Raw genomic sequence first — 17,378 nt, 5'->3', positions numbered from 1 at the left:
CGCGACGAGGCCCTCTAGGCCGCATCCTCGTCGCGGTGTCGTGTGTGCCGGCTGACTCCCCGCCGAACCGCCCGAAGGACGAGAAGACCATGACCTATCTGGAGACGAGCGCACAGCAGCCGTCGTCGATGCCGGTGCACAAGTACCGCCCGTTCCACGAGCAGATCCGGGTGGACCTGCCCGACCGCCGCTGGCCCGACAACCGGGTCACCCAGGCTCCCCGCTGGTGCGCGGTGGACCTGCGCGACGGGAACCAGGCGCTGATCGAGCCGATGAACCCCGCCCGCAAGCTCGAGATGTTCGAGCTGCTGGTGCAGATGGGGTTCAAGGAGATCGAGGTCGGCTTCCCCTCGGCGTCACAGACGGACTTCGACTTCGTGCGGATGCTCATCGAGGAGGACCGCATCCCGGACGACGTCGTCATCCAGGTGCTGACCCAGGCGCGTGAGCACCTGATCGAGCGGACGTACGAGGCGATCGCGGGGGCGAAGCAGGCGATCGTGCACCTGTACAACTCGACGTCGACGCTGCAACGCGAGGTCGTGTTCCGTTCCGACGAGGACGGCATCGTCGACATCGCGGTGTCGGGTGCACGGTTCTGCCGCAAGTACGAGGAGCTCGTCCCGGACACCGACGTGTACTACGAGTACTCGCCTGAGTCCTACACCGGCACCGAGCTCGAGTTCGCGCTGCGCGTGTGCAACGCGGTGCTGGAGGTCCTGGAGCCGACGCCCGACCGCAAGGTGATCATCAACCTGCCGGCGACCGTCGAGATGGCGACCCCGAACGTGTACGCGGACTCGATCGAGTGGATGAGCCGCAACCTGCGCTACCGCGAGAGCGTCGTGCTGTCGCTGCACCCGCACAACGACCGCGGCACGGCCGTTGCTGCCGCCGAGCTGGGCTACCTGGCAGGCGCGGACCGGATCGAGGGCTGCCTGTTCGGCAACGGCGAGCGCACCGGCAACGTCTGCCTGGTGACCCTGGGCATGAACCTGTTCAGCCAGGGCGTGGACCCGCAGCTCGACTTCTCCGACATCGACCACATCCGTCGCACCGTCGAGCGCTGCAACCAGCTGCCCGTCAACGAGCGGCACCCGTACGGCGGCGACCTGGTGTTCACCGCGTTCTCGGGGTCGCACCAGGACGCGATCAAGAAGGGCCTGGACGCGCTCGAGGCCTCGGCGCAGCGGCAGGGCAAGACCGTCGACGACATCGTGTGGGCGGTCCCGTACCTGCCGATCGACCCGAAGGACGTGGGGCGCTCCTACGAGGCGATCATCCGCGTGAACTCGCAGTCCGGGAAGGGCGGCATCAGCTACCTGATGAAGTCCGAGAAGGACCTGGACCTGCCGCGTCGGCTGCAGATCGAGTTCTCCCAGGTGGTGCAGCGGCACACGGACCAGCACGGCACCGAGGTCACCGCCGACGAGCTGTGGCACATCTTCAACGACGAGTACCTGCCGGTCGAGGCGGGGAGCCCGTTCGCGCCGTGGGGCCGGTTCTCGCTGCGTGGCACGCGCGGGACCAGCGTCGAGGACGGGCCGGACACCCTGGAGATCGACCTTGTCGACCGCGGGGTGCAGCGCACGCTCCAGGGGTCCGGCAACGGTCCGGTGGCGGCGTTCGTCGCGGCCGTGAAGACCCTCGGGGTCGACGTCGCGGTCCTGGACTACGCCGAGCACGCGCTCTCGGCGGGCGGGGACGCCACCGCGGCCGCCTACGTCGAGTGCGCGATCGGCGACGAGATCCTGTGGGGTGTCGGCATCGACCCCTCGATCACGACCGCCTCGCTCAAGGCGATCATCTCGGCGGTCAACCGGCACGAGCGCTGAGCGCTCCCGCCCCAGACCACCGACCAGGCGGACACCCCCCCGGTCGGTGTGCCCCGGGGAGGGGTGCGTCCGGCGATCCCGCCCGCACTCCTCCCCGGGTTTCCTCCGGGAACCCGTCGCTGACCCAGCCGCACCTGGGTCAGGAGTGGCACGAGTGGCGCCTCATCCGCCCACGGCCGACTCACGCGTCCCAGGTGCGGCTGGATCGGACGCCTGCGCCCACGGCGCGGGACACCGAGGTGTGGGTGGCGGGGGAGACAATGGACGCGTGAGCCTCTACCGCGACGAGGCGATCGTCCTGCGCACCCACAAGCTGGGGGAGGCCGACCGCATCGTCACCCTCCTGACCCGGTCGCACGGGAAGGTCCGTGCCGTCGGCAAGGGGGTGCGTCGCACGTCGTCGAAGTTCGGGTCGCGGCTCGAGCCGTTCATGTACGTCGACCTGCAGCTGAGCACGGGACGCAACCTCGACATCGTCACGCAGGCCGAGACGCTCGGACCGTTCGGCCGCCGGATCTGCGAGGACTACACGCTCTACACCGCGGGCACGGTCATGCTGGAGACCGCGGACCGGCTCGTCGAGGCCGAGCGCGAACCGTCCCTGCAGCAGTACTGGCTCCTGGTCGGTGCCGTGAAGGCGCTTGCGGGCCGTGACCACGCGCCGGGCCTGGTGCTCGACTCGTACCTGCTGCGGGCGCTGTCGGTCGCCGGGTGGGCACCGAGCTTCACCGACTGCGCCCGGTGCGGGGAGCCCGGCCCCCACGCCGCGTTCGCGGTGGCATCGGGTGGCGCCGTCTGCGGGAGGTGCCGACCCCCCGGCGCGGCCGCACCCGCTCCGGAGACGTTCGCGCTCCTGGCGGCGCTGCTTGCGGGAGACTGGTCCGTCGCCGACGCGAGCGCCGAGCGGCACCGCGGCGAGGGCAACGGCCTGGTCGCCGCGTTCTGCCAGTTCCACCTCGAGCGCCAGCTGCGCTCGCTCCCGATGGTCGAGAGGGTCTGAATGCCGGTCCCACCCCCGCCGCACCCCAGCGGCGAACGCGCTCCCGCGATCCCGAAGGAGTTCGTGCCCCGGCACGTCGCCGTCGTCATGGACGGCAACGGCCGGTGGGCCAACGCGCGCGGTCTGCCCCGGACGGCCGGTCACGCCGCGGGGGAGGCGTCGCTGCTCGACGTCGTCGCCGGCGCCATCGAGGTGGGCGTGGAGTACGTCTCGGCGTACGCGTTCTCCACGGAGAACTGGTCCCGGTCACCCGACGAGGTGCGCTTCCTCATGGGGTTCAACCGGGACGTGCTGCGGCGCCGCCGGGACCTCATGAACTCGTGGGGTGTGCGGGTCCGCTGGGCCGGCCGGCGACCGCGGCTGTGGCGCTCCGTGATCTCGGAGCTCGAGACGGCGGAGGAGCTCACCAGGCAGAACTCGACCGTCACGCTGACGATGTGCGTGAACTACGGCGGGCGTGCCGAGATCGCCGACGCCGCGCAGGCGATCGCGCGCGAGGTCGCCGCCGGTCGGGTCAAGCCGGAGAAGGTCAACGAGAAGCTGTTCGCGCGGTACCTCGACGAGCCCGACCTGCCCGACGTCGACCTGTTCCTGCGGTCGTCGGGCGAGCAGCGGACGTCGAACTTCATGATCTGGCAAGCCGCGTACGCCGAGCTGGTGTTCCTCGACGAGCCGTGGCCCGACGTCGACCGCAGGCACCTGTGGCGTGCTGTCGAGACGTACGCGCGGCGGGACCGGCGATACGGCGGGGCCGTGGACAAGCCGGGTCAGACCTCGGCCTGAACGACCGCCCGGCGCAGCATGCGGCGTCGCACGAGCCAGCCGACGGCGGCCACGAGCAGCAGCACCGCGCCGGCGAGCGCCCACGGCAAGGTCGCGAACAGCGACAAGGCCCCCCACACGGCGCCGAAGCCGATGGTCGCCCAGATGACGGCCCACGCGAGCGCCCCGGGGACCGACGCGATCGCGAACCTCAGGTAGGGCATCTTCACGAGTCCCGCGGCCGCGAAGATCGCGGTCTGCAGGCCCACGGTCAGGAACGCCAGCGTGACTGCGATCGGACCCCAGCGCCGGACCAGGTCGAGCCCACGCTGCGCGCTGCGCCTGTCCGTCCAGGTCTCCAGACGCCGGACGGTGGCGTGCCACCAGCCGGGTGCACCCTCTTGCTCGTGGACGGCCTGCGCCCCGCGCACCACGCCGCGGCCCGCCCAGTACGTGCCGTGCGAGCGCGCCATGACGATCACGAACAGGCCCGCGACGGCGACGCCGAGCGGCACGCTGCCGAGGTGGTAGGCGTCGAGGGGGTCCACGGGGCGATCCTACGTCGTGGGTGAGGGTCGCCTAACTGCCGCGCTGTCAGCATCGTCGACGTCGTCGACGAGCAGGACGTCGTCGACCATGTCCGGGTGGGGGTCCTGCGGGGGTGCGGGCCGGCGCAGGACCGGCTGCAGGGTCGCGGCCACGGCGTACACGCCGATCGCCAGCACGACGATCGTCGCCCCGGGCGGGATGTCCTGCCAGTAGGTGAGCACGAGCCCCGCGACGCTGACGACCACGCCGATCACGCTGGCCAGCGTCATCGTGCGGCTGAACGAGCGGGCGAAGAGCTGCGCGATCGCCACCGGCACGATCATCAGCGCGCTGACCAGCAGGAGGCCGACGACGCGCATCGCGATGGTGACGGTGAGGGCGGCGATGGTCGCGACGAGCATCGACAGCAGCCGCACGGGTAACCCGCTGGCGCGGGCGAACTCCTCGTCGTGGCTGACGGCGAACAGGGCGGTGCGCAGACCGACGCCGACGCCGAGCACGACGACGGCCAGGGCGGCCGTCCACCAGAGGTCGGCGGTGGACACCGTCGAGATGGAGCCGAACAGGTAGCTGATGAGGTTGGCGTTCGTGCCGCCGGCGAGCTTGATGAGCAGGACACCGCCGGCGATGCCGCCGTAGAACATGAGCGCGAGGGCGAGGTCGCCGCTGGTCCGGCCGCGCTCCCGCACCAGCTCGATGACGATCGAGCCGACCACCGCCGCGATGACCGCACCGGGCAGCGCGAGCGTGTCCTGCGGCACCAGACCGGCCCAGCTGCCGACCAGCCAGCCGAGCGCCACGCCGGTGAGCGCGACGTGCCCGATGCCGTCGCCGAGGAGGGCCATCCGGCGCTGCACCAGGAACGTACCGACGACGGGGGCCGCGGCGCCGACGAGGACGGCCGCGAGGAGGGCGCGCTGCATGAGGGGCGAGCTGAGCAGCTCGACGACCTGCTCCCACGCGGTCACGGGTTCACCTCCACGGACAGGGAGGGTCCGCTGCGCGGCGGTTCCGGGTCGGGGTGCGCGTGGGTGTGGTCGTGCCACTCGCCGGCGTGCTCGCCGCGGGCGCGCGGCGGGGGACCGTCGTGCGCGACGCGACCGTGGCGCAGCACGACCGCGCGGTCGATGAGGGAGGAGAACGGGCCGAGCTCGTGCAGGATCACGACCACGGTGGTGCCCGCGTCGTGCAGGCGGCTGACGGTGTCGACGAACGTCGCCTGCGTCGGGATGTCGATGCCGGAGGTGGGTTCGTCGAGGACGAGCAGGTCGGGGTCGCGGACCAGGGCGCGCGCGATGAGCACCCGCTGCTGCTGCCCGCCGGACAGCTCCTGCACGCGCTGGGACGCCCGGTCGGCGAGACCCACGTCGGCGAGCGCGTCCAGCGCGCGCCGCTTGTGGCCGCGCGGCGGTCGCAGCGTCCGGCCGTGCAGCAGCCCGGACGTGACCACCTCGTAGGCGGTCGCCGGCACACCCGCCGCGGCGGGCAGCCGCTGCGGCACGTACCCGATCCGGTCCCACGGAGCCGACGGGCCGAGTTGCGCACCGAACAGCCGCACGTCACCGGCGGTGCGCGTCACCACCCCGAGCAGCGAGCGCACGAGGGTCGACTTGCCGGAGCCGTTGGCGCCGAGCAGCGCGAGGACCTCCCCGGCGGGCACGACGAGGTCGATGCCGTCGAGGATCGGCTGGCCGCCGAGCGTCACGCCGAGGCCGGTGGCCTCGATCACGGGGGTGCTCACGAGCAGGACAATGCCATGCGCAGGGCGTCGAGGTTGGCTTCGGCGATCGAGAAGTAGTCGGCGTCGGGGTCGGCGAGGCCTTCGATCGGGTCCAGGACCGCCGTGTCGACGCCGAGGTCGGCGGCCAGGGTCTCGGCCACCTTCGGGCTGACCAGCGTCTCGAAGAAGATCGTCGAGACGCCCTCGTCGCGGACGATCGCGGAGACCTCGGCGAGCCGGGCGGGGGAGGGCTCGGCCTCGGGGTCGATGCCGGAGATGCCGACCTGGTGCAGGTCGTAGCGGTCGGCGAGGTAGCCGAACGCCTCGTGCGAGGTGACGAAGGTCCGGGAGTCGCACTGCGCGAGGCCGGCGGCGTAGGCCGCGTCGAGCTCCTCGAACCGCTGCGTGAGCGCCGCCGCGTTGGCGGCGAACGTGTCGGCGCCGTCGGGGTCGATCTCGGTGAGCGTGGCGGCGACGTCGTCGACGACCGACGGCATCCGGCTGGGGTCGAGCCAGAAGTGCGGGTCGTGGTCGCCGTGCTCGTGCTCCTCGTGCTCCTCCGCGGTCTCGTCCTCGTGCTCCTCGGGGCGGAGGGTCGCCTCGGTCGCGGCGTCCACGACGTGCGCCGGGGAGGTCTGGTCGACGGCGTCGTCGACCGCGGCCTGGAAGCCCGACAGGTAGACCACCAGGTCGGCGCCGTCGATCCGGGAGACCTGCGCGGGGGAGAGCTCGACGTCGTGCGGCTCGGCGCCGGGAGGGGTGAGCGTGTCGACGCTGACCCGGTCGCCGCCCACCTGCTCGGCGACGAACTGCAGCGGGTAGAAGGAGGCCAGGACGTCGACGGTCCCGTCGTCGGAGCCCGACACGCTCGCGCAGCCGGTCAGGACCAGCGGAAGGGCAGCCAGGACGGCGAGGTGACGACGCGCGATGGACATGACGATCATTCTCAGTTAGACGAGAACGGTTGTCAAAACGCGTCCCGCCGCCGACCGGTAGCCTGGCTGCTCAACCTCTGTTCCCCTCTTGTCGTCACCGGGGCGCCCGGCGCCGCGGTCCACCCGTCCGCGTCACCCAGCCGCGGACGCCACCACCCTGGAGTGATCGATCGTGGCTGCACCCTCCCGCCTGGACTCCGTCGTCTCCCTCGCCAAGCGGCGCGGGTTCGTCTTCCCGAGTGGTGAGATCTACGGCGGTACCCGCTCCGCGTGGGACTACGGACCGCTCGGCGTCGAGCTCAAGGAGAACATCAAGCGCCAGTGGTGGCGCACGATGGTGACCAGCCGCGACGACATCGTCGGCCTCGACTCCTCGGTCATCCTGCCCCGCCAGGTCTGGGTCGCCTCCGGCCACGTCGGCGTCTTCACCGACCCGCTGACCGAGTGCCTCTCCTGCCACAAGCGGTTCCGCGAGGACCACATGCTCGAGGCGTTCGAGGAGAAGAAGGGCCGCGCCCCCGAGAACGGCCTCGCGGACATCGTCTGCCCGAACTGCGGCACCCGCGGCCAGTGGACCGAGCCCCGCGACTTCAACATGATGCTCAAGACCTACCTCGGCCCTGTCGAGGACGAGTCCGGCCTGCACTACCTGCGGCCCGAGACCGCGCAGGGCATCTTCGTGAACTTCGCCAACGTGAGCACCACGTCGCGCAAGAAGCCGCCGTTCGGCATCGGCCAGATCGGCAAGTCGTTCCGCAACGAGATCACGCCCGGCAACTTCATCTTCCGGACGCGCGAGTTCGAGCAGATGGAGATGGAGTTCTTCGTCGAGCCCGGCACCGACGAGACGTGGCACCAGTACTGGATCGACCAGCGCACCGACTGGTACGTCGACCTCGGCATCGCCCGGGAGAACCTGCGGCACTACGAGCACCCGGCCGAGAAGCTGTCCCACTACTCGAAGCGGACCGTCGACATCGAGTACCGGTTCCAGTTCCAGGGCAGCGAGTGGGGCGAGCTCGAGGGCATCGCCAACCGCACCGACTTCGACCTCAAGACGCACACCGAGCACTCCGGCCAGGACCTCTCGTACTTCGACCAGGCGACCGGCACCCGGTACGTGCCGTACGTCATCGAGCCCGCCGCCGGCCTGACCCGGTCGCTCATGGCGTTCCTCGTCGAGTCGTACACCGAGGACGAGGCCCCCAACACCAAGGGCGGCGTCGACACCCGCGTCGTGCTCAAGCTCGACCCGCGTCTCGCGCCCTACAAGGCCGCGGTCCTGCCGCTGTCCCGCAACGAGTCGCTGTCACCCAAGGCCCGCGACCTGGCCGCCGAGCTGCGCAGGAGCTGGAACGTCGACTTCGACGACGCCGGCGCCATCGGCCGCCGCTACCGGCGCCAGGACGAGGTCGGTACGCCGTTCTGCATCACGGTCGACTTCGACACCCTCGACGACCAGGCCGTCACCATCCGGCAGCGTGACGACATGACCCAGGAGCGCGTCGCCCTGGACAAGGTCGTCGGCTACCTGGCGCAGCACCTCGTCGGCGCCTGACCCCAGGCCCGGAGCGATGCTCCGGGCCTGCCTCGTCTAGGGCTCGACGCTGCCGAGCACCTGCTCCGCCGTGAGCGTGCACGCGTCGATCCGGACACAGCCCTCGCCCGCGACGGTCGTGCCGTCGGCGCCGACGAAGGTCGTGAACGGTGGAGAGACGTCCTGCAGCTCGATGTAGTTCGCGATGCTGGTGTTCTCCCGGAGGGCGTACAAGAGCGTGCCGTCCGTGCCAGGACTCCGGAACGTGGGGACCTCGAACGTGGTCGGACCGCCCGACATCTCCTCGTGGTTGGTGACCCCCTCGGGGTAGGTCACGAACACCCGGGGGCTCTCCAGCCAGGACGGGACTGCCCCGACGAGAACCACGACGTTGTTCCGGAAGTCGCTGCCTAGGCTGGAGGGTGGGACCTGGAAGAGCGCCCTCTGCGCCGCCGGGTACAGCGCGTCGCGGTCGTCGGTCCCGTCGGTGCTCCACGTCACGGTGGCGGCCGTCCCGAGGGAGGAGCCGTCCCCGCCGTCGAACCCGTCCCGAGCGGCGACGGTGACGCCCGCGAGGTCGTCAGGAAGGTCGTCGAGGGCCTGGACACCGACCATGTACATCCGCCCGCCAGCGGGGCTTCGGGTGTCGACCTCGACCGACAGGTTCAGGTCGAGCCAGTCTCCGTCCGGCCCTCTCCGGGAGATCGGAACGTTGGTGGCCCACATGTTGTGCGCCGCCTCGATCGAGGGGTCGGTGCCGAGCGTGCGGGGGACCTGCGTCGCGACCGGTGCGGGACGAGGGAGCGGGATCACGCCGAGGGCGACACCGGCGACGAGCGCGAGCGCCGCGACGGCCGACACCGAGCCTGCGACCGCTCGACGGCGTCGGTGTCGTCGACCCGCGACGACGGTCTCGCCCGCGTCGAGCGACATCTCCGGCAGGGCGAGATCGGCGCGGGCGCGCAGGGTACGGACGAGCTCCTCGTCGGACAGGGTGGCGTTCATCGGGTGCTCCGGGCGGTCGGGTCGTTCGAGGTCAGGGCGGTGCGCAGCGTCGCGAGGCTGCGGGACGCGGTGGACTTCACGGTGCCGACGCTGACGCCGAGCTCGGCGGCCACCTCGGCCTCGGGGAGCCCGACGAAGTGCCGCAGCACGACGATCCGGCGTTGGCGCGGGGACAGCAGCGCGAGGGCGCGGACCAGCTGGTCGCGGTCGTCGGACGGGCCGAGGGTGCCGCCGGACGAACCCTCCGGGAGGTGCTCCGGCGCGGACAGGACCTCCCGGCGTCGTCGGCGCCACGTGTCGATCCGCAGGTTCACCAGCGTCCGCCGGGTGTACGCCAGCGGGTCGTCGCCACGGGTGCGCGACCACGAGGCGTAGGTGCGGACCAGGGCGTGCTGGACGAGCTCCTCGGCGCGGTGCGCGTCGCCGACGAGCAGCCACGCGGTGCGCAGCAGGTCGGCGGAGTGCGCCTGCATGAACGCGGTGAACTCGGCGTCGGTGTCCGGTGGGCCGCCGGTGCTCAGGACACGCGCCGACTCGTCACCGACGTCGTCGGCAGGGGCGGGGCGCTGCGGCGCGTGGGGCATCGGGCTCACACCGTAGAAGACGCAGCACCACCCGGGAAGGTTGAGTGCGCAGGTGACATCCGTCATCCCGAGGAGGTGACGGTCGACGGGGGAGCGGGCCGTGGTCGACGGTCAGGATCGAGCCATGACCTTCACCGACACCCTCCCGTCCCCGGCCTCCGCCGGTCCGGGTCCGCTCGCGATCGACCTGCGCGGCCTGCACAAGTCGTTCGGCACCGTCCACGCCGTCGACGGGATCGACCTGGCGATCAGTCCCGGGGAGGTCGTTGCGTTCCTCGGCCCGAACGGCGCAGGGAAGGCTGCGCGTGGTCGACCCGGACCTGGCCGTCGAGTCGCTGGCCGTGGGCAGCAGCCCGCTGACCGAGCGCGAGCGGGACGTGCTGGTCGCGGCGGCGGGTGGCGGGACGGTCGCGGACATCGCCCGGGAGACGTTCCTGTCCGAGGGGACCGTGCGCAACTACCTGTCCGCGGCGATGGGCAAGACGGGTGCCCGGACGCGTGCGGAGGCGGTCCGGCTGGCCCAGGAGAACGGCTGGTTGCTCGGCTGAGGGACAATGGGTCCATGACCCTGACGACTCCTGCGGTTCCGGCGCGCCCCGGCGCCGTGCTGCCGCCGTTGCGCATCGGTCCGCTGACGATCGACACTCCCGTTGTCCTGGCGCCTATGGCCGGCGTCACCAACGCCGCGTTCCGGCGCCTCTGCCGCGAGTCCGGCGCCGGCCTGTACGTCGCCGAGATGGTGACGTCCCGCGCTCTGGTCGAGCGCGGCGAGGAGTCGATGCGGATCATCTCGCACGAGCCCGACGAGCGGCCGCGGTCCGTGCAGGTGTACGGCGTCGACCCCGCGACGGTCGGTGCCGCGGTCCGACTGATCGCGAGCGAGGACCGCGCCGACCACGTCGACCTCAACTTCGGCTGCCCGGTGCCCAAGGTCACGCGCCGCGGCGGGGGCGCCGTGCTGCCCTGGAAGCGGGACCTGTTCCGCGCGATCATCACCGCCGCCGTCGATGCCGCCCGTCCCTACGGCGTCCCGGTCACGGTGAAGATGCGCAAGGGCATCGACGACGACCACCTGACCTACCTGGAGGCCGGGCTGGTCGCGCAGGAGGTCGGTGTCGCTGCCGTCGCGCTGCACGCCCGCACCGCCGCCGACTACTACTCCGGCACGGCCGACTGGGACGCGATCGCGCAGCTCAAGGCGACCGTCACCGACATCCCGGTGCTGGGCAACGGGGACATCTGGTCCGCTGAGGACGCCCTGGAGATGGTCGCGCAGACCGGCTGCGACGGCGTCGTCGTCGGACGTGGCTGCCAGGGCCGCCCGTGGCTGTTCGCCGACCTCGCCGCCGCGTTCGCCGGCTCCGACGAGCGCATCCGGCCCGGACTCGGCTACGTCGCGACGATCGTGCGCCGCCACGCCGAGCTGATGGTCGAGCACTTCGGCGACGAGGGCAAGGCGCTGCGCGAGATGCGCAAGCACATGGCCTGGTACTTCAAGGGCTACGTCGTCGGTGGGGAGACCCGGGCCGCGCTCGGGCTGGTCTCGACGATGGCCGAGCTCGACGAGCGCCTCGCTCGTCTCGACCTGGACCAGGGCTACCCCGGGGCGGGCGCCGAGGGCCAGCGCGGTCGGGCAGGCTCACCGAAGCGACCCCTGCTCCCGTACGGCTGGCTCGACTCGCGCGACCTGTCCCCGGAGTTCGCGAAGGCCCTCCACGAGGCCGAGCTGAGCGTCTCGGGCGGCTGATCAAGCCATGGGTGCCGCCAGGTGTCCCGGTGAGCGCACTCATGGCTTGCTGGCCGGAGGCGTGCCCGCCGCCAACCCGCCGAACGAGCCCTGAGGGCCGCGTCATCTCCCGATGGCGGCACCCATGGCGGGCAGTGCGGGCGGTGCGTCACGCACGCCGGACCGGCACCGTTGCAGCGAGGCGGTCGAGGGTCGGGATCGTGGCGGTGGGAGCGCCCAGGTCACGGGTGGTCACCGCCAGCGCGCCCGCCGCCGATGCGCGCGCCAAGGCGTCCTCGACCCGAAGACCGTCGAGCGTCCCGCTCATCAGGCCCGCCAGGAACGCGTCGCCGGCGCCGTTCGTGTCGACCACCTCGTCCACCGAGGCGGCCGGCACCTCGATCCAGCCGTCCGCGTCGAGCGCCAGCGCACCCGCGGCACCGTTCGTGCACACCGCGAGCCGGCACCCGCGCGCGACCGCGTCCGCCAGGTAGGCGCGCGGGTCGGCCAGTCGCGCTGCGCTGACCAGGAGCACGTCGGCGGCCGCGGCGAAGTCGCGCGCGTAGTCGCCGATGCCGTCGTCGTCATGCACGTCGCACCACACCGGGACGCCGGCCGCGTGGGCGGCGCCGAGCAGGGGGCGGCTGTGGTCGGCCAGGTCGAGGACGGCCGCGGCGATGCCGTCGAGCGACGGAAACGGACCGGGTGGCGGGGACGGCAGCTCGAGGTAGAGCGAGACCCGGGAGCCGTCGTCGGCCATGAGGTTGACGTGCCGCTCGGTGGCCGCAGCCTCCTGGACGACCAGGGTGATCCGCGGGTGTGCGAGCGCGGCGCGGACCAGCGTGCCCTCGCGGTCGTCCCCGAGCGCGGTGCGCAGGGTCACGTCGACGCCCAGTGCCGCGAGCGTGAGCGCCTTGCCTGCCGAGGTCCCGCCGAGCCCGTCGTGGTGGCTGCTCGCGACGAGTGTCTGCGAGCGCGGTTCCGGCAGTGCGGCGAGCCGGACGAGGATGTTCCAGGAGGCGGGACCATTGACCAGGACGCGGGGCACGGTTCTCACCCTAGGGCGCTAGGGTGTCGTGACTCGCAAGTTGCTGCAACGTGTTGCAGCCCGCTCCGGAGGGTGACGATGACGCGCCTGCTCGCTCGTGCGACCGCCCTGGTCGGTGCGCTCCTGCTGCTCGCGGCATGCGGCGGGACGCCCGACGTCCCGGAACGCCGCGACGTGGGAGTCCAGCTCTTCCAGTGGACGTGGGACGCGATCGCCGCGGAGTGCACCGACACGCTCGGCCCCGCCGGCTACGCGCGGGTGGTCACGAGCCCGCCGCAGGAGCACGTCGTTGGTGAGCCGTGGTGGACCGCCTACCAGCCGGTGAGCTACCGGGTGGAGTCACGGCTGGGCACGCGGGAGCAGTACGCGGCCATGGTCGAGACGTGCCACGACGCGGGCGTCGACGTGTGGGCCGATGCGGTGGTCAACCACATGACCGGCCAGGACACCCCGGGCAACGGCTGGGCGGGCTCGCCGTACGAGCACTACGAGTACCCGGACACCTGGACGGACGCGGACTTCCACCACTGCGGCCTGACGGCGAACGACGACATCGCGAGCTACCAGGACGCCGCCCAGGTGCAGACGTGCGAGCTGGTGAACCTCGCGGACCTGGCCACCGAGACCGACCGCGTGCGGTCGACGATCGCCGCGTACCTGGAGGACCTGCTCTCGCTCGGGATCGACGGCTTCCGCATCGACGCCGCCAAGCACATGGCGCCCGAGGACATCGCCGCGATCGTCGCGGGACTGCCCGAGGGGACCGGCGTCGCGCAGGAGGTCATCCGGGGCAGCGGCGAGCCGATCACGCCCGAGCAGTACCTCGGCAACGGGCAGGTCTACGAGTTCGCCTACGGCAAGGAGCTCCAGAGCGTGCTGGCGGGCTCTCCTGGGCGGGCGCTCGACCTCGGCACGTCCGCGACCTGGGTGCCGTCCGACCAGGCGGTGGTGTTCGTCGACAACCACGACACCGAGCGCAACGGCTCGACGCTCAGCTACGCCGACGGTGAGCAGTACGCGCTCGCGAACGTCCTCATGCTCGCGGGGTCCTACGGCACGCCGGTGGTCTACAGCGGCTACGCGTTCTCCGACCGCGACGCGGGACCGCCGCAGGACGGCGACGGGAAGGTGCTCGACGCCGGCTGTGAGCAGGACGGCGACTGGGTCTGCCAGCACCGCTGGCCGGCGATCACCGGCATGGTCGGCTGGCGGAACGTCGTCGGCGACGCTCCCCGCGTCGACGAGTGGTCCGAGGGTGACGCCGTCGCGTTCGGGCGCGGCGAGCGCGGGTTCGTCGTCGTGAACGCCGGGGACGACGAGCTGCGCACCGACCTGGCGACGAGCCTGCCGGACGGCGACTACTGCGACGTGCTGGTGACGGGCGACTGCGCGTCCGCCACGGTCCGGGACGGCACGATCACGGTGACGATCCCGCCGCACACGCCCGCAGCCTGGGACATCGCGCACCGCCCCTGACGCGCCCCCGATGCCGAGCGCTACCGAAGCGTCCCAGCGCCCCCGCTGCAGCGGGGGCGCTCGAACGGTTCGGGTGCGCTCGGGGCACGGGATGACGCGCCGGCCCCGCCGAGCGTGGCTCGACGGGCCGGTGGAGGTGGTCAGGACGTGATGCGCGCCCAGACGGTCGTGTCCGACGGGACGAGCGGACCGTCCAGGTCGACCGACGCCAGCAGGACCTCGGCGCCCGACGGCAGCGCGACGGGCTCGGCGCCGAGGTTGGCGACGACCAGCACGTCCCGGTTGACGAACGCGATGACGTCGTCGCCGAGGCCGTGCAGCCACTCCATCCCGCCGGAGCCCAGACCGGACTCCCGGCGCAGCTGCAACGCCGACCGGTACGTCTCGTAGGTCGACCCGGCGACGCCGCGCTGGGCGTCCAGGGCGTACGAGGCCCACTCCGCGGGCTGCGGGAGCCACGTCACGCCGGTCGGGGAGAAGCCGAAGCCCTCCGCCTCCGAGGCCCACGGCAGCGGGACGCGGCAGCCGTCACGACCGCGCTCCGCGCCGCCGGTCCGGAAGAACGCCGGGTCCTGGCGCAGGTCGTCGTCGAGCGAGGTGTGGTCGGGCAGGCCGAGCTCCTCGCCCTGGTACAGGTACGCCGAGCCGGGCAGGCCGAGCATCAGCAGCGACGCGCAGCGTGCACGCCGAAGGCCGAGGGTCTCGTCGGGCTGCTCGTCGCCGTGCCCGATGCCGTTCGGGCGCGAGCCCGGCTCCGCCAGACCGAGACGTGACGCGTGCCGCACGACGTCGTGGTTGGAGAGCACCCACGTCGTCGGGGCGCCGACGGCGTCCGAGGCGCGGTAGGAGGCCTCGACGACGGTGCGCAGCGCGGGGGCGTCCCAGTGCGTCGCCAGGAACGCGAAGTTGAACGCCTGCTGCATCTCGTCGGGACGCACGTAGCGGCTCAGCCGGGACAGCGGCTCCACCCAGGCCTCGGCGACGAGTGCGCGGTCGCCGGGGTACTCGGCGAGGACCGTGTTCCACGCGCGGTAGATGTCGTGCACGCCGTCCTGGTCGAACATCGGGCCCTGGTTGCCGGCGCCGGAGACGGTGTCGGTGGGCTGCACGTCGTCCGAGCCCTCGATCATCGAGACGTGGCCGTCCCAGTCGGGCAGCCCAGGGGCCTTGACCATGCCGTGCGCCACGTCGATGCGGAAGCCGTCGACGCCTCGGTCGAGCCAGAAGCGCAGGACGTCCTCGAACTCCGACCGCACCTCGGGGTGCTCCCAGTCGAGGTCCGGCTGGCGCGAGTCGAACAGGTGCAGGTACCACTCGCCGGGGGTGCCGTCGGGGTCCGTCGTCCGCGTCCAGGCGGGGCCGCCGAAGATCGACTGCCAGTTGTTGGGCGGCTCGGTCCCGTCGATCCCGCGACCCTCGCGGAACAGGTAGCGGGCACGCTCCGGCGAGCCGGGTGCGGCGGCCAGCGCGGCCTGGAACCAGACGTGCTCGTCGGAGGTGTGGTTGGGCACCAGGTCGACGATCACGCGCAGGCCGAGGCCGTGCGCGCGCTCGAGCATCTCGTCGAAGTCGGCGAGCGTGCCGAACAGCGGGTCGACGTCGCGGTAGTCGGCCACGTCGTAGCCGGCGTCGGCCTGCGGGGAGCGGTAGAACGGCGAGAGCCACACGGCGTCCACGCCTAGCTCGGCCAGGTGGTCCAGTCGCGAGGTCACGCCGGGCAGGTCCCCGATGCCGTCACCGGACGCGTCGGCGAACGAGCGCGGATAGACCTGGTAGATCACGGCGTCCCGCCACCACTCGCCCTCAGGCGCTCCGGCGGTGTGCACCAGGGTGCGCAGGGGTCGGGTGTCGATCGTCGTCATGCGGGCATGCCTCACTTCGGGGGGTGTCAGAAGGGGGAGGCGCCGTTGCCGAACAGGGGTCCCGGAGGACTCACGGTCCGATCAGAGTACGGCGGGGGCCTCAGTGGTCACAGCGACCGAGGTCAGGCTGGGTGCGGCGCCCGTGGAGCCGCGCACGATGAGCTCGGGGTGGAACTTCAGCTCGGTCCGGGACGCCGGGGTGCCGTTGATCTCACCCACGAGCGCGGAGACCGCGGCGTGCCCCATCGAGAGCACCGGCTGACGCACGGTGGTCAGGGGCGGGTCGGTGAACGCGATCAGCGGCGAGTCGTCGAAGCCGACCACCGACAGGTCGCCCGGCACGGACAGCCCTCGCGAGCGGGCCGCGCGGATGGCGCCGAGCGCCATGAGGTCCGAGCCGCAGATGATCGCGGTGTGCCCGGAGTCGATGAGCTCGAGCGCCGCGGCCTGACCGCCCTCGACCGTGAACAGCGTCGTGACGACGTGCCCGTCGGGGTCCGTCACGCCGAGGTGGCGCTCCAGGTTGACCGCGAACTCCACCCGCTTGCGGGCCGCCGGCACGAAGCGCTCCGGGCCGATCGCCAGCCCGATCGAGCGGTGCCCGAGCGAGACGAGGTGCCGGAACGCGAGGTCCAGGGCGGCGGAGTCGTCCGTCGAGACGGACGGCGCGTCGACCCCCTCGGCGAAGCCGTTGACCAGCACGATCGGCATGCCGCGGCTGCGCAGGCGGTGGTACCGCTCCTTGCTCGCGGTCGTGTCGGCGTGCAGGCCGGAGACGAAGACGATCCCGTCGACGGCGTGCTCGAGCAGCATCTCGACGTACTGGTCCTCGGTGGTCCCGCCGGGGGACTGGGTGCACAGCAGCGGGGTGTACCCGCGCTCGGTGAGCATCGTCTCGATGACCTGCGCGAACGCGGGGAAGACCGGGTTCGAGAGCTCGGGCACGACGAGGCCGACCAGACCGGCGGACCGGGTGCGCAGCTTCTCGGGTCGCTCGTACCCGAGCACGTCGAGAGCCGCCAGCACGGCTTGCCGCGCCTGGGCCGACACGCCGTGCTTGCCGTTGAGGACCCGAGACACCGTTGCCGTGCTGACGCCGGCCTGTTCGGCCAGATCCGTCAGTCGGGTGCGCACAGGCGGCAGCGTAGGGGACACCGGACCTCCTCGTCCGTAATCGTTCATGAAGGTCACCGGGACGCCACGAGCACGCCCTCTGAAACCGTTGCCTGAAAGTTACCGTAACGACTTGCAAGCGCTGTGGCAACGAGGCTAACTTCTGGTTCATCAGGCCAGCGTCGGTGGGGTTCCGCCGCGCGGCACACACCCCACTTTGGAGATG

Annotated in this window: 15 protein-coding genes and 1 pseudogene; 7 read left to right on the top strand and 9 right to left on the bottom strand. The window is 71.9% G+C overall.

What is annotated here, in order from left to right:
- The first annotated feature begins 89 nt into the window (after window positions 1-89).
- The 3 genes from leuA to ASF78_RS03870 all read left to right on the top strand — a co-directional run bounded on the left by leuA (window position 90) and on the right by ASF78_RS03870 (window position 3,618).
- Window positions 90-1,835 (top strand): 2-isopropylmalate synthase, encoded by a 1,746-nt coding sequence (gene leuA, locus ASF78_RS03880; RefSeq protein WP_056588103.1) that lies wholly within the window; start codon window positions 90-92, stop codon window positions 1,833-1,835.
- 268 nt (window positions 1,836-2,103) lie between these two features.
- The gene (gene recO / locus ASF78_RS03875) at window positions 2,104-2,835 is read left to right on the top strand and encodes a DNA repair protein RecO (RefSeq protein ID WP_056585013.1); all 732 of its coding nucleotides are present in this window, start codon (window positions 2,104-2,106) and stop codon (window positions 2,833-2,835) included.
- Window positions 2,836-3,618 carry an isoprenyl transferase gene (locus ASF78_RS03870; RefSeq protein ID WP_056585012.1) on the top strand — a complete coding sequence of 261 codons (783 nt, stop codon included), beginning with the start codon at window positions 2,836-2,838 and terminating at the stop codon, window positions 3,616-3,618. It abuts the gene before it with no gap.
- On the opposite strand, the gene ASF78_RS03865 is transcribed toward ASF78_RS03870, so the two are convergent.
- The 4 genes from ASF78_RS03865 to ASF78_RS03850 are packed head-to-tail and all read right to left on the bottom strand — an operon-like array spanning window position 3,603 to window position 6,801.
- Window positions 3,603-4,145, bottom strand: coding sequence for a DedA family protein (locus ASF78_RS03865; protein ID WP_056585011.1), 543 nt, complete (start codon window positions 4,143-4,145; stop codon window positions 3,603-3,605). The two genes, ASF78_RS03870 and ASF78_RS03865, sit on opposite strands and share 16 nt — an antisense overlap.
- A gap of 9 nt (window positions 4,146-4,154) precedes the next feature.
- The gene (locus ASF78_RS03860; RefSeq protein WP_056585010.1) at window positions 4,155-5,114 is read right to left on the bottom strand and encodes a metal ABC transporter permease; all 960 of its coding nucleotides are present in this window, start codon (window positions 5,112-5,114) and stop codon (window positions 4,155-4,157) included.
- Window positions 5,111-5,887, bottom strand: coding sequence for a metal ABC transporter ATP-binding protein (locus ASF78_RS03855; protein ID WP_056585009.1), 777 nt, complete (start codon window positions 5,885-5,887; stop codon window positions 5,111-5,113). Before ASF78_RS03855 ends, ASF78_RS03860 begins: the two co-directional genes overlap by 4 nt.
- Complete coding sequence (locus ASF78_RS03850; protein WP_056588100.1) at window positions 5,884-6,801, bottom strand: metal ABC transporter substrate-binding protein; 918 nt, start codon at window positions 6,799-6,801, stop codon at window positions 5,884-5,886. Before ASF78_RS03850 ends, ASF78_RS03855 begins: the two co-directional genes overlap by 4 nt.
- Before the next feature lie 172 nt (window positions 6,802-6,973).
- On the opposite strand from ASF78_RS03850, the gene ASF78_RS03845 reads away from it, so the two are divergent.
- Entirely contained in the window at window positions 6,974-8,359 is a 1,386-nt protein-coding gene (locus tag ASF78_RS03845) for a glycine--tRNA ligase (protein ID WP_056585008.1), read from the top strand.
- Between the two features lie 36 nt (window positions 8,360-8,395).
- Here the strand turns inward: ASF78_RS03845 and ASF78_RS03840 are convergent, their stop codons facing one another.
- A complete protein-coding gene (locus ASF78_RS03840; protein WP_056585007.1) occupies window positions 8,396-9,343 on the bottom strand; it encodes a hypothetical protein in 948 nt (315 codons plus the stop codon).
- Window positions 9,340-9,927, bottom strand: a complete 588-nt coding sequence (locus ASF78_RS03835; protein ID WP_056588097.1) for a SigE family RNA polymerase sigma factor — start codon at window positions 9,925-9,927, stop codon at window positions 9,340-9,342. The genes ASF78_RS03840 and ASF78_RS03835 overlap by 4 nt, the downstream gene beginning before the upstream one ends.
- A gap of 296 nt (window positions 9,928-10,223) precedes the next feature.
- Between ASF78_RS03835 and ASF78_RS03830 the strand changes: the two are divergent.
- Together ASF78_RS03830 and dusB are read left to right on the top strand one after the other, a co-directional pair.
- A pseudogene (locus tag ASF78_RS03830) lies at window positions 10,224-10,475 on the top strand (response regulator transcription factor); the annotation flags it as partial.
- Between the two features lie 14 nt (window positions 10,476-10,489).
- Complete coding sequence (gene dusB, locus ASF78_RS03825; protein ID WP_055913422.1) at window positions 10,490-11,674, top strand: tRNA dihydrouridine synthase DusB; 1,185 nt, start codon at window positions 10,490-10,492, stop codon at window positions 11,672-11,674.
- Window positions 11,675-11,822: 148 nt separating this feature from the next.
- Here the strand turns inward: dusB and ASF78_RS03820 are convergent, their stop codons facing one another.
- Window positions 11,823-12,701, bottom strand: coding sequence for a carbohydrate kinase family protein (locus ASF78_RS03820; protein WP_056585006.1), 879 nt, complete (start codon window positions 12,699-12,701; stop codon window positions 11,823-11,825).
- Between the two features lie 78 nt (window positions 12,702-12,779).
- Here ASF78_RS03820 and ASF78_RS03815 point away from each other — a divergent pair, with 78 nt between their 5' ends.
- A complete protein-coding gene (locus tag ASF78_RS03815; RefSeq protein WP_056588094.1) occupies window positions 12,780-14,177 on the top strand; it encodes an alpha-amylase family protein in 1,398 nt (465 codons plus the stop codon).
- A gap of 140 nt (window positions 14,178-14,317) precedes the next feature.
- Here ASF78_RS03815 and ASF78_RS03810 read toward each other — a convergent pair whose 3' ends face one another.
- The gene (locus ASF78_RS03810; RefSeq protein WP_056585005.1) at window positions 14,318-16,039 is read right to left on the bottom strand and encodes an alpha-amylase family glycosyl hydrolase; all 1,722 of its coding nucleotides are present in this window, start codon (window positions 16,037-16,039) and stop codon (window positions 14,318-14,320) included.
- Between the two features lie 81 nt (window positions 16,040-16,120).
- Window positions 16,121-17,221 carry a LacI family DNA-binding transcriptional regulator gene (locus ASF78_RS03805; RefSeq protein ID WP_056588091.1) on the bottom strand — a complete coding sequence of 367 codons (1,101 nt, stop codon included), beginning with the start codon at window positions 17,219-17,221 and terminating at the stop codon, window positions 16,121-16,123.
- Window positions 17,222-17,378: the final 157 nt, after the last annotated feature.

It is taken from the genome of Cellulomonas sp. Leaf334 (assembly GCF_001424195.1).
Taxonomy (GTDB): domain Bacteria; phylum Actinomycetota; class Actinomycetes; order Actinomycetales; family Cellulomonadaceae; genus Cellulomonas.
This window is presented reverse-complemented; position numbering and strand designations above follow the sequence as displayed.

Excerpts from the sequence above, each read along its gene's own strand:
- ASF78_RS03835 (WP_056588097.1), bottom strand. The coding sequence starts at position 9,927 with ATGCCCCACGCGCCGCAGCGCCCCGCCCCTGCCGACGACGTCGGTGAC.
- ASF78_RS03810 (WP_056585005.1), bottom strand. The coding sequence starts at position 16,039 with ATGACGACGATCGACACCCGACCCCTGCGCACCCTGGTGCACACCGCC.
- ASF78_RS03840 (WP_056585007.1), bottom strand. The coding sequence starts at position 9,343 with ATGAACGCCACCCTGTCCGACGAGGAGCTCGTCCGTACCCTGCGCGCC.
- ASF78_RS03805 (WP_056588091.1), bottom strand. The coding sequence starts at position 17,221 with ATGAACGATTACGGACGAGGAGGTCCGGTGTCCCCTACGCTGCCGCCT.
- ASF78_RS03870 (WP_056585012.1), top strand. The coding sequence starts at position 2,836 with ATGCCGGTCCCACCCCCGCCGCACCCCAGCGGCGAACGCGCTCCCGCG.
- leuA (WP_056588103.1), top strand. The coding sequence starts at position 90 with ATGACCTATCTGGAGACGAGCGCACAGCAGCCGTCGTCGATGCCGGTG.
- dusB (WP_055913422.1), top strand. The coding sequence starts at position 10,490 with ATGACCCTGACGACTCCTGCGGTTCCGGCGCGCCCCGGCGCCGTGCTG.
- ASF78_RS03850 (WP_056588100.1), bottom strand. The coding sequence starts at position 6,801 with ATGTCCATCGCGCGTCGTCACCTCGCCGTCCTGGCTGCCCTTCCGCTG.
- ASF78_RS03815 (WP_056588094.1), top strand. The coding sequence starts at position 12,780 with ATGACGCGCCTGCTCGCTCGTGCGACCGCCCTGGTCGGTGCGCTCCTG.